This is a genomic window from Streptomyces sp. RPT161 (genome assembly GCF_027533845.1).
GTDB classification, from domain to species: domain Bacteria; phylum Actinomycetota; class Actinomycetes; order Streptomycetales; family Streptomycetaceae; genus Streptantibioticus_A; species Streptantibioticus_A silvisoli_A.
Window position 1 is genome coordinate 15,011 of the sequence record NZ_JAPZVN010000001.1, and the last position, 21,524, is coordinate 36,534.

The 21,524-nt window shown below is 70.3% G+C and carries 15 protein-coding genes; 2 read left to right on the forward strand and 13 right to left on the reverse strand.

The window, feature by feature from the left end:
* Positions 1-12: 12 nt before the first annotated feature.
* Positions 13-1,698, reverse strand: coding sequence for an urease subunit alpha (locus O5O46_RS00080; protein ID WP_269853077.1), 1,686 nt, complete (start codon positions 1,696-1,698; stop codon positions 13-15).
* On the reverse strand, positions 1,695-2,384 hold the full coding sequence (gene ureA / locus O5O46_RS00085; RefSeq protein ID WP_269853078.1) for an urease subunit gamma: 690 nt from the start codon (positions 2,382-2,384) through the stop codon (positions 1,695-1,697). The genes O5O46_RS00080 and ureA overlap by 4 nt, the downstream gene beginning before the upstream one ends.
* Before the next feature lie 154 nt (positions 2,385-2,538).
* Between ureA and O5O46_RS00090 the strand changes: the two genes are divergently transcribed.
* The gene (locus tag O5O46_RS00090; protein ID WP_269853079.1) at positions 2,539-3,969 is read left to right on the forward strand and encodes a cytosine permease; all 1,431 of its coding nucleotides are present in this window, start codon (positions 2,539-2,541) and stop codon (positions 3,967-3,969) included.
* Between the two features lie 177 nt (positions 3,970-4,146).
* Here O5O46_RS00090 and O5O46_RS00095 read toward each other — a convergent pair whose 3' ends face one another.
* From O5O46_RS00095 to O5O46_RS00110, 4 genes are all read right to left on the reverse strand, one after another.
* Positions 4,147-5,232: a branched-chain amino acid aminotransferase gene (locus tag O5O46_RS00095; RefSeq protein ID WP_269853080.1), complete on the reverse strand. Its 1,086-nt coding sequence runs from the start codon at positions 5,230-5,232 to the stop codon at positions 4,147-4,149.
* Between the two features lie 266 nt (positions 5,233-5,498).
* A complete protein-coding gene (locus O5O46_RS00100) occupies positions 5,499-6,539 on the reverse strand; it encodes a 3-isopropylmalate dehydrogenase (protein WP_269853081.1) in 1,041 nt (346 codons plus the stop codon).
* A 505-nt stretch (positions 6,540-7,044) separates the two neighbouring features.
* Positions 7,045-8,676, reverse strand: a complete 1,632-nt coding sequence (gene pruA, locus O5O46_RS00105; protein WP_269853082.1) for an L-glutamate gamma-semialdehyde dehydrogenase — start codon at positions 8,674-8,676, stop codon at positions 7,045-7,047.
* A 43-nt stretch (positions 8,677-8,719) separates the two neighbouring features.
* The gene (locus tag O5O46_RS00110) at positions 8,720-9,649 is read right to left on the reverse strand and encodes a proline dehydrogenase family protein (RefSeq protein ID WP_269853083.1); all 930 of its coding nucleotides are present in this window, start codon (positions 9,647-9,649) and stop codon (positions 8,720-8,722) included.
* 174 nt (positions 9,650-9,823) lie between these two features.
* Between O5O46_RS00110 and O5O46_RS00115 the strand changes: the two genes are divergently transcribed.
* The gene (locus tag O5O46_RS00115; RefSeq protein ID WP_269853084.1) at positions 9,824-10,975 is read left to right on the forward strand and encodes a PucR family transcriptional regulator; all 1,152 of its coding nucleotides are present in this window, start codon (positions 9,824-9,826) and stop codon (positions 10,973-10,975) included.
* Positions 10,976-10,986: 11 nt separating this feature from the next.
* Here the strand turns inward: O5O46_RS00115 and O5O46_RS00120 are convergent, their stop codons facing one another.
* The 7 genes from O5O46_RS00120 to O5O46_RS00150 form a co-directional block, all read right to left on the reverse strand.
* Entirely contained in the window at positions 10,987-11,385 is a 399-nt protein-coding gene (locus tag O5O46_RS00120; protein ID WP_269853085.1) for a hypothetical protein, read from the reverse strand.
* 192 nt (positions 11,386-11,577) lie between these two features.
* Positions 11,578-13,182: a phosphoglycerate dehydrogenase gene (gene serA, locus O5O46_RS00125; protein ID WP_269853086.1), complete on the reverse strand. Its 1,605-nt coding sequence runs from the start codon at positions 13,180-13,182 to the stop codon at positions 11,578-11,580.
* 284 nt (positions 13,183-13,466) lie between these two features.
* Positions 13,467-14,465 (reverse strand): ketol-acid reductoisomerase, encoded by a 999-nt coding sequence (gene ilvC / locus O5O46_RS00130; RefSeq protein ID WP_269853087.1) that lies wholly within the window; start codon positions 14,463-14,465, stop codon positions 13,467-13,469.
* Between the two features lie 100 nt (positions 14,466-14,565).
* Positions 14,566-15,093: an acetolactate synthase small subunit gene (gene ilvN, locus O5O46_RS00135; RefSeq protein WP_269853088.1), complete on the reverse strand. Its 528-nt coding sequence runs from the start codon at positions 15,091-15,093 to the stop codon at positions 14,566-14,568.
* A 40-nt stretch (positions 15,094-15,133) separates the two neighbouring features.
* Positions 15,134-16,987 (reverse strand): acetolactate synthase large subunit, encoded by a 1,854-nt coding sequence (locus tag O5O46_RS00140; protein ID WP_269853089.1) that lies wholly within the window; start codon positions 16,985-16,987, stop codon positions 15,134-15,136.
* Between the two features lie 264 nt (positions 16,988-17,251).
* Positions 17,252-20,149, reverse strand: coding sequence for a putative bifunctional diguanylate cyclase/phosphodiesterase (locus tag O5O46_RS00145; protein ID WP_269853865.1), 2,898 nt, complete (start codon positions 20,147-20,149; stop codon positions 17,252-17,254).
* Positions 20,150-20,468: 319 nt separating this feature from the next.
* Positions 20,469-21,425: a 2-hydroxyacid dehydrogenase gene (locus O5O46_RS00150; RefSeq protein ID WP_269853090.1), complete on the reverse strand. Its 957-nt coding sequence runs from the start codon at positions 21,423-21,425 to the stop codon at positions 20,469-20,471.
* Between the last annotated feature and the right edge of the window lie 99 nt (positions 21,426-21,524).

Consider the following 21,524-nt stretch of genomic DNA (forward strand, 5'->3'; position numbering starts at 1 on the left):
TCCTTCAGGGAGTCAGAGGAAGTAGAGGCGGTTGAGCGAGACCCGCTCGGCCGGATCGGAGCGCACCGGCTCGCCGTCCAGCGTCACCAGGCCGCTGTCGCCGTCCACCTGGACGTGTCCGATACGGGAGTTGAGCACCAGGTCGGCCGGACCGATGCCTCGGGTGCCGCGTACCGCGACCCGGCGGCGCCGGGTGGGCATCCGGTCGTCGCCCAGCGCGACGGCGGCACCGGCCACGAACGCCACCGAGATGTCGGCGGGCGTCGCCCCGTACGAGCCGAACTGCGGTCCCAGCACCAGCGGTTCGCAGGTGTCGGTGGCTGCGTTGGGGTCGCCGGTCACCCCGTACGCCGGGAAGCCGGACTTGAGCACGAGTTGCGGCTTGGCTCCGAAATAGCGCGGCTGCCACAGCACGATGTCGGCGAGCTTGCCGACCTCCAGCGAGCCGACCTCGTGCGCCAGGCCGTGGGCGATCGCCGGGTTGATGGTGAGCTTCGCGATGTAGCGCAGCACCCGGGCGTTGTCGTCGTCCGCGCCGTCCCCCGCCAGCGGCCCAAGGTCGGCCTTCATCTTGCCCGCCATGGCGAAGGTGCGGCGTACGGTCTCGCCGGCGCGCCCCATGCCCTGCGCGTCGGAGGAGGTGATGCCGATCGCGCCCAGGTCGTGCAGCACGTCCTCGGCGCCCATGGTTCCGGCGCGTATCCGGTCCCTGGCCATGGCCGCGTCGCCGGGCAGGTCCGGCTTGAGGTCGTGGACGGAGACGATCATGCCGTAGTGCTCGGCCACCGCGTCCCGGCCGAACGGCAGGGTGGGGTTGGTGGACGAGCCGATGACGTTCGGCACGCCCGCCATCTTCAGCACGTTGGGGACATGGCCGCCGCCGCAGCCCTCGATGTGGAAGGCGTGGATGGTGCGTCCTTCGAGCACCTTCAGGGTGTCCTCGACCGTCAGGCACTCGTTCAAACCGTCGCTGTGCAGGGCGACCTGGACGTCGTGCTCCTCGGCGACCCGAAGCGCCGTGTCCAGCGCGCGGGCGTGCGCGCCCATGTCCTCGTGGACCTTGAACCCGGACGCCCCGCCTTCGGCGAGCGCCTCGACCAGCGGCGCCGGGTCGGAGGACGAGCCCCGGGCCAGGAAGCCGATGTTGACCGGCCAGGCGTCGAAGGCGTTGAACGCGTGCCGCAGCGCCCACGGCGAGTTGACGCCGACGCCCCACACCGGGCCGAACTCCTGGCCGATGATGGTGGTGACACCGGAGGCCAGGGACGCCTCCATCACCCGCGGGGACAGCAGATGGACGTGGGTGTCGATGGCACCCGCGGTGGCGATCAGACCCTCGCCCGGCACGATGGTGGTGCCGGTACCGACCACCACGTCCACCCCGTCGAGCGTGTCGGGGTTGCCCGCCCGGCCGATGGCGTGGATCCGGCCCTCGCGGATGCCGATGGACACCTTGCGGATGCCCAGCGCCGCGTCGATCACCAGCACGTTGCTGATCACCACGTCGCAGGTGTCGCGCACCGCGGCGGCCTTCAGATGCAGGCCGTCGCGGGCGGTCTTGCCGAATCCGGCCAGGAACTCCTCGCCGGTGCGCTGGGAGTCCGACTCGACCCGGATCACCAGTCCGGAATCGCCCAGCCGGACCCGGTCGCCGGCGCGCGGGCCGTGGACGGCCGCGTACTCACGGGTGTCGATCATTCTTCCTCCTCCGCTCCCAGATAGCCGCAGGCCGCCGCCCGCCGCAGGGCCTCCCGCCGGGCGCCGGGCGCGTCCAGCGGTCCGTCGACCAGACCGGCGAAGCCGATCGCCACCCGGTCGCCGCCGATCGGCACCAGGCCGACCTCCACCTGCGCCCCGGGGTCGAACCGCACCGAGGACCCGGCCGGCACCGCCAGCCGCATTCCGTAGGCGGCCGAACGGGCAAAACCCAGCCGGGGGTTGGCCTCGAAGAAGTGGAAGTGCGAGGTGACGCTGATCGGGACGGTCGCCGTGTTGCGCACGGACAGCCGCACGGTGGGCTCGGCCGGCGGGTCGGCGGGTCCGGGCAGTACCGCGCCGGGCGCGTCGTCACCGAGCGAGCCGCCGCTGATCGGGTCGCTGACCACGGCGAGCCGGGAGCCGTCGTCGAAGACCGCCTCGACCATGACATCGCCGATCACATCGGCCACCCCGGGCAGTACGTCGTCGGGCGTCAGCACGGCGCGCGCGGCCTCGATGGCCTCGGCGAGCCGCCTGCCGTCCCGGGCCGCCTCGCACACCGTGTCGGCTATCAGGGCCGTGGCCTCGGGCACGTTCAGCCGCAGACCACGGGCCCGCCGCGCCCGTGCCAACTCGGCGGCACCGAACAGCAGCAGGCGGTCGCGCTCCGTCGGGGTCAGCCGCATCTCCCCGCCTCCTCCAGGCCGAAGATCAAAAATTTGAACGTCACTCTAACAAGGAAACTCTTCGAAAAGAAGGGTTGACCTACTGCTTGGCGTGAGTCACATTGAGCGGCGTTCTAAAACCTCCCCTCCTAGTCAATGTCCAGGGAGACCGCGCATGCAGATCGAACAGCGGGGCGTCGACACCGTCCCCGAAGAGGAGCGCACCAGCGGGCCACGGGACGTGATCAGCATCCTGCTGGGCTCCAACCTCGCCCTCGGCGTGATCGTCTTCGGCTGGCTCCCGGTCTCCTTCGGACTGGGCTGGTGGGGCTCGTTCACCTCACTGGTGGCCGGCACCCTGGTGGGAACGCTGCTGGTGGCGCCGCTCGCGCTGGTGTCCCTGCGCACCGCCACCAACCTGTCGACCAGCAGCGGGGCCCATTTCGGCGTCCGGGGACGGCTGTTGGGGTCGATGATCGGGCTGCTGCTCTCCCTCGGGTACACCGCGCTCACCCTGTGGGTCGGCGGTGACGCGGTGGTGGGCTGTCTGCACCGGCTGCTCGGGCTGCCCACCGGCGCGGCGAGCTATGCGACGGTCTACGCGGTGCTCGCGCTGACCACCGCGTCGTCGGCGGTGTTCGGGTACCGGATGCTGCTGCGGCTCAGCCGGCTGCTGACCGTCACGCTGACGGTGCTGCTGTTCGTCGGTGTCATCGCGTACTTCGGGATGTTCCACGCCGCACCGCCGCACGGCTCGTCGTACCTGCTTGGGAGTTACTGGCCGACCTGGCTGCTGTCCGCCGTCTCGGCCGGGCTCAGCGGCCCGATCGCGTTCATCACGCTGCTCGGTGACTACACGCGCTACGTCTCGCCGAACCGCTTCAGCCAGCCGAAGGTGTTCTGGGGCACCTGCTTCGGGCTGGTCGTCGGGCTGTTGGTACCGCAGTTGTTCGGTACGTTCACCGCCCTGTGCGTCAGCGCGGGCGGTGACTACGCGACCTCTCTGGTGGCCGCGTCCCCCGCCTGGTACCTGCCGCTGCTGCTGCTCAACGGCTCCGCGGGGTCGGTGGGCAACGCCGGATTGATGCTCTACAGCATGGGCCTCGACCTGGACGCGATCCTGCCGAAGGCGACCCGTACACAGGCCACCTACGTGGTGGCGGCGGTCTCCACCGCGCTGGTCTACCTGGGCCACTTCGCCTGGGCCGCACAGGACGCGATGACCTCGTTCGTCCTGGTGCTCACCGCGATCGGCACTCCGTGGGCGGTGATCACACTGATGGGGTTCCGCAGGGTGCGGGGGTGTTACGACGCCGACGCGCTACAGGTGTACAACCGCCGTACGTTCGGGGGGATTTACTGGTACCGGGCGGGCTGGAACGTGTCGGCGGTGGCCGCCTGGGCCTGCGGGTCGGCGGTCGGTCTGCTGGAGGTCGACACTCCGCTGTACAGCGGGCCGCTTCTGAAGCACACCGGCGGGATCGACATCAGCTTCCTGCTGTCCGCCGCGGTGGCGGCGGTCGTGTACGCCGCCCTGAACGCGGGCCGCCCGCACCCTCTTCCGACGGCGACCCCGGCTCCCGAGGCGGCGGTCACCGTCAACTGAGGTCGGTTCGGCACCGCCGATAACGCTGTGTGTGGTTGCGCGCCGCTGCGGCGGTCTTCCTTGGGGGCAAGCCCCCAAACCCCCAGCTTGTCCGCCGCGACGGCACGCAACCACGCACAACCGGCCCGGCGGTGCCGAACTCACCGCAAGCCGCCGGGCGATCCGCCGAATTGGGCGTCAGCCCAAGCGGTGCATCCACCCGTGGGTGTCGGGCACGACGCCCGTCTGGATGTCGAGAAGCGCCTTGCGCAACCGCATCGTCACCTTGCCCGGCTCGCCGTCCGCGACGGTCCAGTTGTCGCGGGTCGACTTCACCGAACCGACCGGCGTGATCACGGCGGCGGTGCCGCAGGCGAAGACCTCGGTGAGGGTGCCGTCGGCGTTGCCGTTCTTCCAGTCGTCCACCGAGATCCGGCCCTCGGCCACCTCGTAGCCGAGGTCCTCGGCGATCTGGAGCAGCGACAGCCGGGTGATACCGGGCAGCAGCGAACCGGTCAGCTCGGGCGTGACGATCTTGTCCCCGTACACGAAGTACAGGTTCATACCGCCCATTTCCTCGATCCACCGGCGCTCGATCGCGTCCAGCCAGACCACCTGGTCGCAGCCGTGCTCGATGGCCTGGGCCTGCGCGACCAGCGAAGCGGCGTAGTTGCCGGCGCACTTGGCGGCACCGGTGCCGCCGGGCGCGGCCCGCACGTACTCCTCGGAGAGCCAGACGGACACCGGCTTGACGCCACCGGGGAAGTAGGCACCGGCCGGGGAGGCGATCACGATGAACAGGTACTCGTTCGCGGGCCGGACGCCGAGTCCGACCTCACTGGCGAACATGAACGGCCGCAGGTAGAGCGACTGTTCACCCTCGCTCGGCACCCACGCCTTGTCCTGGCTGACCAGCGCGTCGCACGCGGCGATGAAGGTCTCCACCGGCAGTTCGGGCATGGCCAGCCGGCGCGCCGAGGCCTGGAAGCGCTCGGCGTTGGCCCACGGGCGGAAGGTGGCCACGCTGCCGTCCGGCTGCCGGTACGCCTTGAGCCCCTCGAAGATGGACTGCGCGTAGTGCAGCGTCATGTTGGCCGGGTCGATCGACAGCGGCGCGTACGGGACGAGCTGGGCGTCGTGCCAACCACGGCCTTCCGTCCACCGGATGGTGACCATGTGGTCGGTGAAGTGGCGGCCGAAACCGGGGTTGGCCAGGATCGCCTCCCGCTCCGCGTCGGAGAGCGGGTGGGCCGAGGGCTTGAGCTCGATCGTGGGCGTCGTCATGTGTGCGTGTCCTTCACCGTGAGGTAGTGGCGGACCGCGTACTCCGCCTTGGGGCGTTGCTAGGACGTCCTAGCTTCCTCCCTTAGTGCGGCCCTCTGTCCGATTATCGCCGAGAGGGGTGGGGGTGAAAACCACTCGCACATGTGGCGCGGATCGCGGTCCAGGGGTCGATGGTGGCATCCGGGATCGCCGTTGCACAGCACGAGGACCTGTCCGGCGGATGCTGGTTCCGCCGGACAGGTCCTCGTGGAGGTAGGGGTCCGGCGTCAGCCGGATACTCGGGCGGCGAGCGCGTCGCCGATCGCGCTGGTGGAGCGCTGGGCTCCGGTGCGCTCTGCGAGGTCGGCGGCGACCGCGGCCTCGATGCGGGCGGCCTCGTCGGGGTGGCCGAGGTGCTGGAGCAGCAAGGCGACCGACAGCACGGTGGCGGTCGGGTCGGCCTTGCCCTGGCCCGCGATGTCCGGCGCGGAACCGTGCACCGGCTCGAACATCGACGGGAACTCCCCGGAGGGGTTGATGTTCCCACTGGCGGCCAGGCCGATGCCGCCGGTGATGGCGGCGGCGAGGTCGGTGAGGATGTCACCGAAGAGGTTGTCGGTGACGACCACGTCGAACCGCTCGGGCTGGGTGACGAAGAAGATCGTCGCCGCGTCCACATGCAGGTAGTCGGTGGTGACCTCGGGGAACTCCTGGCCGACCCGGTCGAAGATGTTCTTCCACAGGTGCCCGGCGTGCACCAGCACGTTGTTCTTGTGCACCAGGGTGAGCTTCTTGCGCGGCCGGGCCTGGGCACGGGCGTAGGCATCCCGCACCACCCGCTCGACGCCGAAGGCGGTGTTGACGCTGACCTCGGTGGCCACCTCGTGCGGCGTACCGGCGCGCAGCACACCGCCGTTGCCGACGTACGGACCCTCGGTGCCCTCGCGGACCACCACGAAGTCGATCTCATGGTCGCCCGCGAGCGCGGACTTCACACCGGGGAGCAGCTTGCTGGGCCGCAGGTTGACGTGGTGGTCGAAGGCGAACCGCAGCTTGAGCAGGAACCCGCGCTCCAGCACACCGGACGGCACCGACGGGTCGCCGATGGCGCCGAGCAGGATGGCGTCGTGCTCCTTGAGCTGTGCCAGATCGGCGTCGGTGAGGGTCTCACCGGTCCCGTGCCAGCGCTTGGCGCCGAAGTCGTAGGTCTTCGTCTCCAGCTTCACGTCCTGCGGAAGGACGGCGCTGAGCACCTTGAGGCCTTCTGACACGACTTCCTGGCCGATGCCGTCACCGGGGATCACTGCGAGGCTGATGGTGCGAGACATGGTGGGCACTGTACGCCTCGTCCCAGTCAATGACATTGCGTATCCACATTCTGGACGCCCGACCGGCCGAGCGGCCAAGTCGCCCGGCCGGAGAGGGAGTTACGGTGCATCAGCGGCGCTCGTGACCGGTGGCTCCGCCGTTGTCGCGGCGGTCCAGGGCGCGCTGCAGGGCTTCGGCGGCGTTCTTGCGGGCGGTCTCATCCATGGGTGCACAACTCCAACCATGACGCTGGGGTCCCCTGCCGGGCAGGGGGCGAGGGGTGCGCCGGAAGGGGCGGGGAGCGGGAGCCGCAGGGGTGGCCTGCGCGAAGGCACCGGCTCTCATCCGCCGATCGCTGGATCAAGCGAGACGTTCGGCTCTTACAACGCTAGGACGACTTCGCCGTTCTGTCGCCATGATTACTCGGACTTCCTACTATCTGAGACGGCAACCACACGAACGGCCCCCTGGCGGTTGCCAGGGGGCCGCGGGTCGCCCATGCCGTAGGCCAGGGCCAGGCCGGGTTCAGCCCATGTGCGGGTAGCGGTAGTCCGTCGGCGGGACCAGCGTCTCCTTGATCGCACGGGTGGACGTCCAGCGCATCAGGTTCTGCGCGGCGCCCGCCTTGTCGTTGGTGCCGGAGGCCCGGCCGCCGCCGAACGGCTGCTGGCCGACCACGGCGCCGGTCGACTTGTCGTTGATGTAGAAGTTGCCCGCGGCGTACCGCAGCACGTCCATGGCGTGCGCGGCGGCGGCCCGGTCACCGGCGATGATCGAGCCGGTCAGCGCGTACTTGGAGACGGACTCCATCTGCGCCAGCATCTGCTCGTAGTTCTCGTCCTCGTAGACGTGCACGGCGAGGAACGGGCCGAAGTACTCGTCCTGGAAGACCTCGTTCTCCGGGTCGGCGCAGACCACGACGGTCGGGCGGACGAAGTAGCCCACCGAGTCGTCGTACGTGCCGCCGGCGATGATCTCGCAGGTCGGGTCGGCCTTGGCGCGGTCGATGGCGGCCTTGTTCTTGGCGAAGGCCCGGTCGTCGATCACGGCACCGATGAAGTTGTCGAGGTCGGTGACATCGCCCATGGTGATGCCGTCCACCTCCGCCGCGAAGGCCTCCTTGAAGCCGCTGTCCCAGATGGAGCGCGGGATGTAGGCGCGGGAGGTCGCCGAGCACTTCTGGCCCTGGTACTCGAAGGCGCCGCGGGTCAGGGCGGTCTTCAGCACCGCCGGGTCGGCCGACGGGTGGGCGACCACGAAGTCCTTGCCGCCGGTCTCGCCGACGATCCGCGGGTAGTTCCGGTACTTCTCGATGTTGGCGCCCACCGTCTTCCACAGGTACTGGAAGGTCCTGGTGGAGCCGGTGAAGTGGATGCCCGCCAGCTCGGGGTGGTTCAGCGCCACCTCGGAGACCGCGATGCCGTCGCCGGTCAGCAGGTTGATGACGCCCTTGGGCAGGCCCGCCTCCTCCAGCAGCTCCATCAGCAGCACGGCGGCCCTGGTCTGCGTCGGGGACGGCTTCCAGATGACCACGTTGCCCATCAGCGCGGGCGCGGTCGGCAGGTTGCCCGCGATCGCCGAGAAGTTGAACGGCGTGATCGCGTAGACGAAACCTTCCAGCGGGCGGTGGTCGAGGCGGTTCCACACGCCCGGCGAGTTCGCCGGGGGCTGCTCGGCCAGGATCTGCCGGGCGTAGGCGACGTTGAACCGCCAGAAGTCGACCAGCTCGCAGGGGGTGTCGATCTCGGCCTGCTGGGCGGTCTTGGACTGGCCCAGCATGGTCGCGGCGGCGATCGTCTCCCGCCACGGCCCGGCCAGCAGCTCGGCGGCGCGCAGGATGATCGCGGCGCGGTCGTCGAAGGACATCTCGCGCCAGGCGGGCGCCGCGGCCAGCGCCGCGTCGATGGCGTCCCGCGCGTCCTGGGCGGTGGCGCCGCGCAGCGTGCCGAGCCGGGCCGCGTGGTTGTGCGGCTGTACGACGTCGAAGGGCTCCCCTCCGCCCATCCGCTTCACGCCGCCGATGGTCATCGGCAGGTCGACCGGGTTCTCGCTCAGCTCCTTGAGCTTCACTTCGAGACGGGAACGCTCCGGGCTGCCCGGCGCGTAGGAGTGCACCGGCTCGTTGACCGGAGTCGGGACCTGGGTCACGGCGTCCATGTGAGGGGGTCTCCTTCTACGTTGGGTGATGCTGTGGCGCCGGTCAGGCGCCGGGGACGAACGAGCGCAGGAAGAACGCGAGGTTCGCGGGGCGCTCGGCGAGTCGGCGCATGAAGTACCCGTACCAGTCTGCGCCGTACGGCACGTAAATGCGCATGCGCTCGCCCTCCGCCGCCAGGCGGCGCTGTTCGGCGGTGCGGATGCCGAAGAGCATCTGGAACTCGTAGTCACCGGGCTGCCGCCCGTTGCGCCGGGCCAGGTCCTGGCCGATGGCGATCATGCGCGGGTCGTGTGAGCCGATCATCGGGTACCCGCCGCCCGCCATCAGGATCTTCAGGCAGCGCACATAGGCCCGGTCCACCTCGCGCTTGTCCTGGTACGCGACCGAGGCGGGCTCCTTGTAGGCGCCCTTGACCAGCCGCACCCGGGAGCCCGGGGTGGCCAGGCGGCGGCAGTCGTCCTCGGTGCGGAACAGGTAGGACTGCACGACGGCGCCGGTGCCCGGGTGCTCCTTGCGCAGTTCGTCGAGGATGGCCAGGGTCGAGTCGACCGTGGTGTGGTCCTCCATGTCGAGGGTGACCGTGGTGCCCGCGGCGGTGGCCGCCTCGGCGACCTCGCGGACGTTCTCCAGCGCGATGTCGTGCCCGTCCACCGGAAGCGCCTGGCCGAAGGCGGACAGCTTCACCGACACCTCGGCGTGCTTGCCGAGCCCTTCGGCGGCGATGGCCTCCAGCAGCCGGAGGTAGGCGTCGCGGGTGGCGTTGGCGGTGACCCGGTCGGTGACGTCCTCGCCCAGGTGATCGAGGGTGACCTCAAGCCCGGCGGCGGTCAGCGCCCGGACGTTGGCCATGGCGGGCCGCAGTTCGTCACCGGCGACGAAGCGGTCCACGACCGGCCGGGTGACGGGGGCGGCCGCGACGATGCGGCGCATGCGGTCGCTGCGCGAGGCGGCGAGCAACACGGGACCCAGCACGGGGCTCCTCCAATGTGCGCGTAGAGCAAGGGTGCAAGGAGCCCGTACGCGTGCGGCGAGGCATGCGAAGTGACCACTTCGCGCAGGTGGCTCCGCCATGAAATCTAGGTTTCCCCCTCACCGTGAGCTATCGACAGGTGTCACGCATCCGTGACCGACCCCTCATACACATGTATGAGGGACAATGGCCCGGTGCGCGGGGACTACAGCGACTACCAGGAACTCGTCGACGAGGTGTCGGCGCTGCTCGGCGCGCCCGCGACCCTGGAGGACCGGGACTTCCGGCTGATCGCCTTCTGCGCGCACGACAGCGAGGCGGGCGCGATGGACCCCATCCGCACCCGCTCCATCCTGACCCGCGGCTCCACCGCCGAGGTCCGCTCCTGGTTCGAGGGCTTCGGTATCGCGCGGGCGCAGGCGCCGGTGCGCATCCCGGCGGATCCGGAGGCCGGGATACGGGCGCGGATCTGTCTGCCGGTCCGGCACCGGGGCGTGGTCTACGGCTATGTGTGGCTGCTGGACGACGGGCAGGCCCGGCCGCTGGGGGCGGCGATGGCGGTCGCAGCGCGCATCGGCACCCTGCTGGCCGCGGAGGCACGCGCCGGAGCCGACCTCGGCCGGGAGCTGCTGGCGCTGATCACCGGACCGCGGGAGCGCCGGGAGGCCGCGGAGCACGTGCTGCGCGCGACCCTCGGCCGGGCCGCGGACGGACCGTTCGCACTGCTCTGCGTGAGCCCGTGGGACACCGCGGACACCGACGAGGACACCGACGCGCTGCCGGACGTACGCGCAGTGCCGGGCACCGCGGCGCTGTGCCCGGTGCGCGACGAGGGGCTGGCGGCACTGGTGCGGCTGCGCTCACCGGACGTGGTGACCCCGGCCCGGACCGCCGCCGTCCGGCTGCTGGAGTCGTCCCGTGCCCGGGGCGCCGCCGGTATCAGTGAACCCCGGCCGGGACTCGGGGAGTTGGCGGACGCCTGGCGCGAGGCGGCGGGCGCGGCGCGGGCGGTTCGGGCGCAGCCGCGGCTGGGGCCGGTGGCGCAGTGGTCGCACATCGGGCCGTACCGGCTGCTGACCGCTCTGCCGGCCGGCGCGGACCGCAGTGTGGCCGAGTTGCTGCGGCCCGCGCACACCGAACTCGCCCACACCGCCGAGGTGTTCCTGGACTGCGCGGGCCAGGCGGGCCGCGCGGCGGCGGCGCTGGCGATCCACCGGCAGACGCTCTACTACCGGCTGTCCCGGGTCGAGCGGCTGACCGGGCTCGACCTGGACGAGGGCGAGGACCGGCTGCTGCTGCACATGGCCCTGAAGGCGGCCAGGTTGTGACCGTCGTCCGCTCAGGACGAGGTGCACACCCTGGACAGCTCGGCCGCCGCGTCGCCCAGCGGCTTCACGTCCGGCGAACCGCCGCTGTCGGCCGCGGCCTTGACGCCCCGCGCGGCCTTGGCCACATCGTCGGCCGCCTTGCGCTGGTCGACGTTGTGACTGTTCCTGGCCATGTCCTTGACGTCCCGCTGGAGCTTGTGGAACGACTGGGACGTCTGCTTGCGCCGCTCGGAGTCCACCAGGTTCCCCACGTTGGTGACCGCGGCCACCACGTCCTGCACATCCCCGGTGATCCTCAGCGCCGACCTGCCGCAGTCCGCCGATGTGTTCAGGTCGTTGCAGGCCGTGAAGCCGGGGACCGCCAACGCGACCCCGAGCACGACGCACACCGCCCGGCCCCGTAAGGACATCCCTGTGGCCCCTCCCCCTTGGCACCCGAACCGCCATGCTAGGGCCTGCCTGGCGAGCGTTGGCGGGTCGATGTCCAGATCGCGCCATGGAGGGCTGCTCGGCGGTGCGGCGCCAACCCGCACGGCGAACAGACAGCAGCGGCCCGCCGCCCCGGGAGGGCGACGGGCCGGACGGGTCGGGCAACCCCGCGGTCAGTCCACCAGGTTGACCGCGCGCGCCGAGGTGGCGCCGATCTCCTGGGCGATCTCGGCCAGTACGGGCTGCGGGATGGAGTCGTCCACGGTCAGGGCGACCAGCGCCTCGCCGCCCTCGGTGGTACGGGCCACCTGCATACCGGCGATGTTGATCCCGGCGTCACCGAGGATCCGGCCGATGATGCCGACGATGCCGGGGCGGTCACCGTAGCGCAGGAAGGCCATGTGCTCGGTGAGGACCAGGTCCACGTCGAAGTCGCCGACTCCGACGATCTTCAGGATGTGCTTCGGGCCCGCGAGCGTCCCGGAGACCGACACCTCGTCGCCGCCCGCCAGCGTGCCTCGCACGGTCACCAGGTTGCGGTGCTCGGGCGATTCCGAGCTGGTGGTCAGCCGGACCTCGACGCCGCGCTCCTGGGCGAACAGCGGGGCGTTCACATAGCTGACCGTTTCTGCGACGACATCCTCGAACACGCCCTTGAGCGTGGAGAGTTCGAGCACCTTGACGTCGTGCTGGGTGATCTCGCCGCGCACCTCGACGTCCAGGCGCACCGCGACCTCGCCGGCGAGGGCGGTGAAGATGCGGCCGAGCTTCTCGGCGAGCGGCAGTCCGGGTCGTACGTCCTCGGCGATCACACCGCCCTGCACGTTGACCGCGTCCGGCACCAACTCGCCTGCCAGCGCGAGCCGTACGGACTTGGCGACCGCGATGCCCGCCTTCTCCTGGGCCTCGCCGGTGGACGCGCCAAGGTGCGGGGTGGCGACGACGGAGTCGAACTGGAACAGCGGGGAGTCGGTGCACGGCTCGGTGGAGAACACGTCCAGGCCCGCGCCCGCGACCCGGCCCTCCTTCAACGCCGAGGCCAGCGCCTCCTCGTCGACGATGCCGCCGCGGGCGGCGTTGACGATCCGGACGCTCGGCTTGACCCGGTGCAGCGCCTCGTCGCCGATCAGGCCGAGGGTCTCGGGCGTCTTGGGCAGGTGCACGGTGATGAAGTCGGAGACCTCCAGCAGCTCGTCCAGCGAGAGCAGCTTGACGCCCATCTGCGCGGCGCGCGCGGGCTGTACGTAGGGGTCGTAAGCGACGATCTTCATCCCGAACGCGGACATCCGCTGGGCGACCAGCACGCCGATGCGGCCGAGGCCGACCACGCCCAGGGTCTTCTCGGACAGTTCGACGCCGGTGTACTTGCTGCGCTTCCACTCGCCGTTCTTCAGCGCGGAGTTGGCCTGCGGGATGTTGCGGGCGGTGGCGATGATCAGGCCGCAGGCCAGCTCGGCGGCGGTGACGATGTTGGAGGTCGGCGCGTTGACGACCATCACGCCCGCCTTGGTGGCGGCGGAGACGTCCACGTTGTCCAGGCCGACCCCGGCGCGGGCCACGACCTTGAGTTTCCGGGCGGCGGCGATCGCCTCGGCGTCGACCTTGGTGGCGCTGCGGACCAGGATCGCGTCGACGTCGGTGATGGAGGCCAGCAGCTCGGAACGGTCGGCGCCGTTGCAGTGCCGGATCTCGAAGTCCGGCCCGAGCGCGTCGACGGTCGCGGGCGACAGCTCCTCGGCGATGAGTACGACAGGCTTGGTGGTTGAAGCAGTGCTCACGGAGTCCTCACTTGTCCTTCGGGCTGGCCGGTCCCGTACGGCCGCTCCAGAGAGGGAGGGATGGCATGCCGCGTGGAAGACGCACGACGCTGTGAGCCTGACGCGCTTGTTAACGAATTGTATCGGCGGACCACCGCGCGTCTCCCGCCGTTCCGTAAGGATCACCCTCACGGGTCTATACGCCGCGGCTAACCACAACCAGGACGGGGGACACGGGGGCGCGGCCCGCGCGAGGAGGTCCGGGGGCCGGAGCCCCCGGACCGGAACCAACCGCGCCGGAGGCGTTACGCCTCGTCGTCCACCCAGCTCATCAGCTTGCGCAGCTCCTTGCCGGTGGTCTCCAGCAGGTGGTTGCTGTCGGCCTTCTTGTACTCGTTGTACTTGGGCAGACCCGCGTTGTACTCGTTGATCCAGTTCCGCGCGAACGTGCCGTCCTGGATCTCGCCGAGGACCTTCTTCATCTCCGCCTTGGTGGCGTCGGTGATGATCCGCGGACCGGTGACGTAGTCACCCCACTCGGCGGTCTCGGAGATCGACCAGCGCATCTTCTCCAGGCCGCCCTCGTACATCAGGTCGACGATCAGCTTGAGCTCGTGCAGGCACTCGAAGTACGCGATCTCCGGCTGGTAGCCCGCCTCGACCAGGGTCTCGAAGCCCGCCTTGACCAGCGCGGAGGCGCCACCGCACAGCACCGCCTGCTCGCCGAACAGGTCGGTCTCGGTCTCCTCGGTGAACGTGGTCTTGATGACGCCCGCCCGGGTTCCGCCGATGCCCTTGGCGTACGAGAGCGCCAGCGCGAACGCGTTGCCGCTGGCGTCCTGCTCGACCGCGACGATGCACGGCACCCCGCGCCCCTCCTCGTACTGGCGGCGCACCAGGTGGCCCGGGCCCTTGGGGGCGACCATGCACACGTCCACGTTCGCCGGGGGCTTGATCAGGTCGAAGCGGATGTTGAACCCGTGCCCGAAGAACAGCGCGTCGCCGTCCTTGAGGTTGCCCTTGATGGCGTCCTCGTAGACCTTGGCCTGGATCGGGTCCGGCACCAGGACCATGATCACGTCAGCCTCGGCGGCCGCCTCGGCCGGGGTGACCACGCGCAGGCCCTGCTCCTCGGCCTTCACCCGCGACTTGGAGCCCTCGGGCAGGCCGACCCGCACGTCCACTCCCGAGTCGCGCAGCGACAGCGCGTGGGCGTGGCCCTGGCTTCCGTAGCCGAGAACCGCGACCTTGCGGCCCTGGATGATGGACAGGTCGGCGTCTTCGTCGTAGAACAGCTCGGCCACTTGGGACTTCTCCTTGGCTGATGTGAAGGTTGCGCCTCCCACCGTATGCCGGTGGGTGGAAGGGGGTCTTGACGGTCTCGCCATGCGGTCGGCGGACCGGTTACGCGCTGCGGTCCAGGGCGCGCAGCGAGCGGTCGGTGATGGAGCGGGCGCCGCGGCCGATGGCGATGGTGCCGGACTGGACCAGTTCCTTGATCCCGAACGGCTCCAGCATCTTCAGCAGCGCCTCCAGCTTCTCGCTGCCGCCGGTGGCCTCGATGGTGACCGCCTCCGGTGAGACGTCGACGGTCTTGGCGCGGAACAGCGAGACGATCTCGGTGATCTGCGAGCGGGTCTCGTTGTCTGCGCGGACCTTCACCAGGACGAGTTCCCGCTGCACCGCCGCTGACGGCTCCAACTCGACGATCTTGAGCACGTTGATCAACTTGTTGAGCTGCTTGGTGACCTGCTCCAGCGGCAGCTCCTCCACCACGTTGACCACGATGGTGATGCGGGAGATGTCGGGGTGCTCGGTGGTGCCGACGGCGAGCGAGTCGATGTTGAAGCCGCGGCGCGAGAACAGCGCGGTGATCCGGGCCAGCACGCCCGGCTTGTTCTCCACCAGGACGGAGAGCGTGTGCTTGGACATAACGGCGGTTCTTCCTTCGCTTCCTGGCTCGGTCCTGGTCTCAGTCATCCATGTCGCCGAAGTCCGGGCGGACTCCGCGCGCGGCCATCACCTCGTCGTTGGAGGTGCCCGCGGCGACCATCGGCCAGACCATCGCGTCCTCGTGGCAGATGAAGTCCACCACCACGGTGCGGTCGTTGATGGAGTTGGCCTTCTCGATCACCGCGTCGAGGTCGGCGGGGTCCTCGCAGCGGATGCCCACGCAGCCCATCGCCTCGGCGAGCTTGACGAAGTCGGGGGTGCGGGTGCCGAGGTTGGCCTGCTTCTCCTCTGCCGCGGGGCCGGAGTGCAGCACGGTGTTGGAGTACCGCTCGTTGTAGAACAGGGTCTGCCACTGGCGGACCATGCCCAGCGCGCCGTTGTTGATGATGGCGACCTTGATCGGGATGTCGTTCAGCGCGCAGGTGACCAGTTCCTGATTGGTCATCTGGAAGCAGCCGTCGCCGTCGATCGCCCACACCGCGGCGTCCGGCATGCCCGCCTTGGCGCCCATCGCGGCCGGGACCGCGTAGCCCATCGTCCCGGCGCCGCCGGAGTTCAACCAGGTGTACGGCTTCTCGTAGTTGATGTACTGCGAGGCCCACATCTGGTGTTGGCCGACCCCGGCCGCGTAGATGGTGTTGGGCGGCGCCAGTTGGCCGATGCGCTCGATGACCTGCTGCGGGGACAGGCTGCCGTCGTCCGGCAGGTCGTAGCCGAGCGGGTACGTCTTGCGCCAGGAGTCGATCTGGGCCCACCAGTCGGCGTAGTCGCCGCGGTGGCCGGCCTCGTGCTCCGCCTGGACCGCGACGATCAGATCGGCGATGACCTCGCGGGCGTCACCGACGATCGGCACGTCGGCGGCCCGGATCTTGCCGATCTCGGCCGGGTCGACATCGGCGTGCACGATCTTGGCGTGCGGGGCGAAGGTGTCGACCTTGCCGGTCACCCGGTCGTCGAACCTGGCGCCGAGCGCGATCAGCAGGTCGGCCTTCTGCAGCGCGGTGACCGCGGAGACCGAGCCGTGCATCCCGGGCATGCCGACGTGCTGCGGGTGGCTGTCCGGGAAGGCGCCCAGCGCCATCAGCGTGGTGGTGACCGGCGCGCCGGTCAGCTCGGCCAGGATCCGCAGCTCCTCGGTGGCCTGGGCCTTGAGCACCCCGCCGCCGACGTACAGCACCGGCCGCTTGGCCTGGACGATCAGCTTGGCGGCCTCGCGGATCTGCTTGGCGTGCGGCTTGGTCACCGGGCGGTAGCCGGGCAGGTCGGTCTGCGGCGGCCAGCTGAAGACGGTCTGCGCCTGGAGCGCGTCCTTGGCGATGTCCACCAGGACCGGTCCCGGGCGTCCGGTGGAGGCGATGTGGAACGCCTCGGCGATGGTGTGCGGGATGTCCTCGGCCTTGGTCACCAGGAAGTTGTGCTTGGTGATCGGCATGGTGATGCCGCAGATGTCCGCCTCCTGGAAGGCGTCCGTACCGATCGACTTGGAGCTGACCTGGCCGGTGATCGCGACCAGCGGCACCGAGTCCATGTGCGCGTCGGCGATCGGCGTCACCAGGTTGGTCGCACCGGGCCCCGAGGTGGCCATGCACACCCCGACCTTGCCGGTGGCCTGTGCGTAGCCGGTGGCGGCGTGGCCCGCGCCCTGCTCGTGGCGGACGAGGATGTGGCGCACGCGCTTCGAGTCGAACATCGGGTCGTAGGCGGGAAGGATGGCCCCGCCGGGAATGCCGAATACGGTGTCGGCGCCGACTTCCTCCAGAGAGCGGATGAGGGACTGGGCACCCGTCACGTGCTCGGTGACGGGCTGTGCTGCCTGTGCCGCGCTGCGGGCCCGCGGCTGCGGATGGTGGGCCCCAGTGGCCTGCTCGGTCATCTGCGTTTCTCTTCTCGAAGAGGCCGCCCCGGCTCAATGGTATGAGGGGCGGTAGGTGCCAGTGCAACAAAAAACCCCTCGTGCCGTTAGGCAAGCGAGGGGAGCGCGCCGGTGCTGTCAGCGGGGCGGACGAGTGGCCCCGGGATCAGCCGACGCGCTTTCCAAGTACGAGAATTCGGGTGCGCATGGCTCCGACCCTCCTCCCCCTTGGTCACCAGTGTCAAGTGGGTGGGACGGACGTCTCATTATGTGAGCGCGATGGTTTTATGTGAGCGCCGTGTTCTGCTGGTCAGAGGACACCCCCCGAAGCCCCATCCCGCTACCCGCGGGTACGACATCGCGTTCCGCGCACATCGGCACCGGGTAGCCGCCGCGGGCCAGCGAGCCGCGCAGCCGCGGTTCGTCCAGCGGCCCGGAGAACGCCATGCCCTGCCCGTGCGTGCACCCCATCTCGCGCAGCGCCACCACCTGCTCGGGTCGGTCCACGCCGTCGGCCACCGAGCGCAGGCCGAGGTCGCGGGCGATCCGCAGCAGCCCGGCGGTGATCTTGTGTACCCGGGCCGACTCCACCAGGTCCGCGGTGAAGGCCCGGTCCAGCCGCACCACGTCGACCGGCAGCCTGCGCAGCGCCAGCATGCCCGCGTAGCCGGTGCCGAACCCCTCCAGCGCGATGGTCACCCCCGCGCGGCGCAGCGCGAGCAGCCGCCGCTCCAACTCGTCCAGGCAGATCCCCGGATCGTGGCCGGTGAGCGCCAGCACCAGCGCACCGGCGGGCAGCTCATGGCGGGCCAGCAGCGACTCCACCGTCTTGGGCGGCAGATCGCGGCCCATCAACCGCCGCGCCGACATCCGCACCGACACCGGCACCCGATGTCCCATACGGTGCCGGTGCGCGGCCTGTTCGACGGCCTGCTCCAGCATCCAGCGGCTGACCTCGGCGCGGTCCTCGTCCACCTCCCGGCGTTGGTCGGCGAGCCGCAGGAACTCGGCCGGGGTGAACAGGATGCCCTGGGCGGACCGCCAGCGGGCCTGCGCCTCGACGGCGTCCACCACTCCGCTCTCCAGGTCCACCACGGGCTGGTGCAGCAAGGTGAACTCGCCTTTGTCCAGGGCGTTTCGCAGCCGTTCGGCCAGCTCCGCGCGGCGCGCCACCTCGGCCTGCATCTGCGGCGCGTACACCTCCACGCGGTTCTTGCCCGCGGACTTCGCCCGGTACATGGCCAGGTCGGCGTTGCGCATCAGCTCGGCCGGGCCGATGCCGGGTCCGGCGAAGGCCACGCCGATGCTGGCGGCCACCCGTACCGTGGTCTCCCCGACCCGCTGCCCGGTGCGCTCGGCGGTGGTGCCGCGCGCGCCGTCGGACGGGCCGCCGCGGGCCGCGTTGCCCGCCAGTACGGCGTAGGGCTCGGACAGGGTCATCCGCAGCCGTTCGGCGATCTCCACTATCTGCTGCTCGCGCACGTGCCGGTCACCCTTGCCACCACAGATGAGGGCGGCGAACTCGTCGCCGCCCAGCCGTGCCGCCGTGTCCCCGGCCCGTACCGACTCCTGGAGCCTGCGGGCGGCCTGGATGAGGAGTTCGTCCCCGGCCTGGTGGCCCACGGTGTCGTTGACCGCCTTGAAGCCGTCCAGGTCGATGTAGAGCACGGCGGCCTCGCCGTCGTCGGCTCGGCGGCCGCCGAGCGCCTGTCGTACCCGCTCGGAGAACAGCGCGCGGTTGGGCAGGTCGGTGAGCGGGTCGTGGGAGGCGTTGTGCTGCAACTGGGCCTGGAGCCGTACCCGTTCGGTCACATCGCGGCTGTTGAAGATCAGGCCGCCCTGGTAGCGGTTGACGGAGGACTCCACGTTGAGCCAGCCGCCGTCGCCGGAGCGGATGCGGCACTCGATACGGGTGGCGGGCTCCTCGGAGGGCGGTGCGGCAAGGAACCGCCGCACCTCGTGCAGCACTCTGCCGAGGTCCTCCGGATGGATGTGCGACGCGAGTTCGGTGCCCACCATCTGCTCGGCGTCCCGCCCGTAGACACCCTTGGCGGCGGGGCTGACGTAGCGCAGGACGCCGGTGTGCGCGGCGATCATGATCACATCGCTGGACCCCTGGACCAGGGAGCGGAAGTGGTTCTCCTTCTGGGCCAGTTCCTGGGTCAGCGCGATGTTGTCGAGCAGCATGATGCCCTGGCGCGCCACCAGTACGAGGGCGACCGTGCAGCCGGTGAACAGCACCACCCGGTCGATCTTCCGACCGTTGAGCACGTTGTACAGGATCCCCAACGTGCAGACGGCGGCGGCGAGATACGGGGTGAGCGCGCCCAGCGAACCGTTGCCCCTGGGGTCCGGTGAGCCGTGCGGCGGTACCGTACGGCGGGTTGTGTCCCGTTTGCCGACCCATGGCGCGTACGCCAGCAGTATGCTCCCGGCGAACCAGCCCGCGTCGAGGATCTGCCCCGAGCGGTAGTGCTCACGCAGCAGCGGCGAGGTGAACAGCGCGTCGCACAGCACGGTCAGGGCGAGTGCCGCGATCGCGGTGTTGACCGCGGAGCGGTTGGCCGAGGAGCGCCTGAAGTGCAACGCCAGCACCATGGAAACCAACATGATGTCCAGTACCGGATAGGCCAGCGACAGTGCGATGCTGGCCGTGCTGCGGCCGTCCCACTGCGCGGTACGGGCCAGCGCCAGGCTCCAGGTCAACGTCAGCAGCGAGCCGCCGATCAACCAGGCGTCCAGGCCGAGGCAGATCCAACCCGCCCTGTTCACCGGGCGTTTGGCGAGCACCAGCAGGCCGATGATGGCCGGCGGTGCGAACAGCAGGAAGCAGAAGTCGGCGGCGGAGGCCCGGGGTACGGCCTCGCGCAGCACCAGTTCGTACCATCCCCAGACGGCGTTGCCCGCCGCGACCATCGCGGAGGAGACGGCGAACAGCACCCAGGCGGGCCGGTTCCGGCCGGGGACGGAGCGCGCGTACCACAGGCACGACGCACAGGCGGTCAACGCTGCGCCGGACAGCCCGAAGTCACCCATGAACTGCGCGAGGGCGGGCGAGCCCCAGCCCAGGGCGGCGCCGGCGGCGTAGCCGCCACAGAGCACGGCGACGAGGAGTTGGGGCACGAGTGCCGTCCGTCCGCCAGCGGCGGACGGACCGGAGAGCACCGCCCCGGACGCGCTCATCCGACCGCCCGGCACCGCACCCGGCGGTGTGTCCGTACCGGTGAGAATCTCCATTCGCCGCACATCGCCCGTCATCCCCCTCGCGTCCTGAAGCGCGTCCTGAAGTGTCCGGTCTCCGGTTCTCGGCAACCGACCGGACAGTTTCGTTCCGGTGCGCGTTGTTCATCTCCGGTGCGCGCCAGGGCCAAGCGTGGCCTGTTCGGCGCACCCCCGATCGGGACGATACACCAGATCCGTCACTCAGGGACATAGCTCCTCTACACAGCGTAATCGGGCAGATGATGGCGGTTTCGGAGCGTGTTCATCTGATGCCTTTCGGTCAGAACTTCGGGGGCTCGGGGGCGCTGACGGTGTTGCGCAGCGGCTCCCCGGTGAGGTAACGGCGCAGTTGCTCAACGAGTAGGCGCCGGGCGCGCGGCGGGAACGCGGAGGAACTCCCGCCCACATGCGGGGAGATGAGTACTCCCGGCGCGTGCCACAGCGGATGCCCTGGAGGCAGCGGTTCCGGGTCGGTGACGTCGAGGGCCGCGGTCAGCCGTCCTGACTCCAGCTCGGCCAGCAGCGCCTTGGTGTCCACCACGGCGCCGCGCCCCACGTTGACCAGCAGGGCGCCGTCCGGCATCCGGGCCAGGAACTCCGCGTTCACCAGGTGCCGGGTCTCCTCGGTGAGCGGGGTCACCAGGATCACCACATCGGCGCCGGGCAGCAGCCGCGGCAGCTCGGCCATGGCGTGCACCGGGCCGCGTTCGGCCTCCCGCGCCGAACGCGCCACCCGCACCACCTCGCACTCGAACGGGGTGAGCCGGTCCTCGATCGCGGCGCCGATCGCACCGTAACCGACGATGACCACCGTCCGGTCGGCCAGCGCCGGGTACATCCCGGCGTACCACTTCTCGTTGTCCTGGCCCCGCACGAAGCGCGGGATGCCGCGCAGTGAAGCGAGGGTGAGGGTGACCGCCAACTCGGCGGTGCTGGCGTCGTGCACCCCGCGGGCGTTGCACAGCACCGTCTCCCGCGGCACCTCGTCCTGTACGTGGTCGACCCCGGCGGTGAGCGTCTGCACCACGCCGGGCCGGGCGCCGTGGCGCAGCGGCCGGGTGGCGACCTCGGCGCCGCGCATGTACGGCGGTACGTAGAAGTCGATGTTACGGGGGTCGGCCGGGAACTCGTCCTCGCCGTCCCAGCGCACGTACTCGGGCCCCTCGGGGAGCCCGTCGATGGTGGCCGGGTCCATCGGCAGCCAGACCGTCACGGGAGTGTTCGCGCTTCGCACCATGCTCTGGAGGCTATGCGATGGCCTGTACGAACGCGCCTTCTACCGGCGCGTTACCTTGGGGGGCGCCCTGCTGGTCAGCGCTGCGGCGCGGAGCGCCTC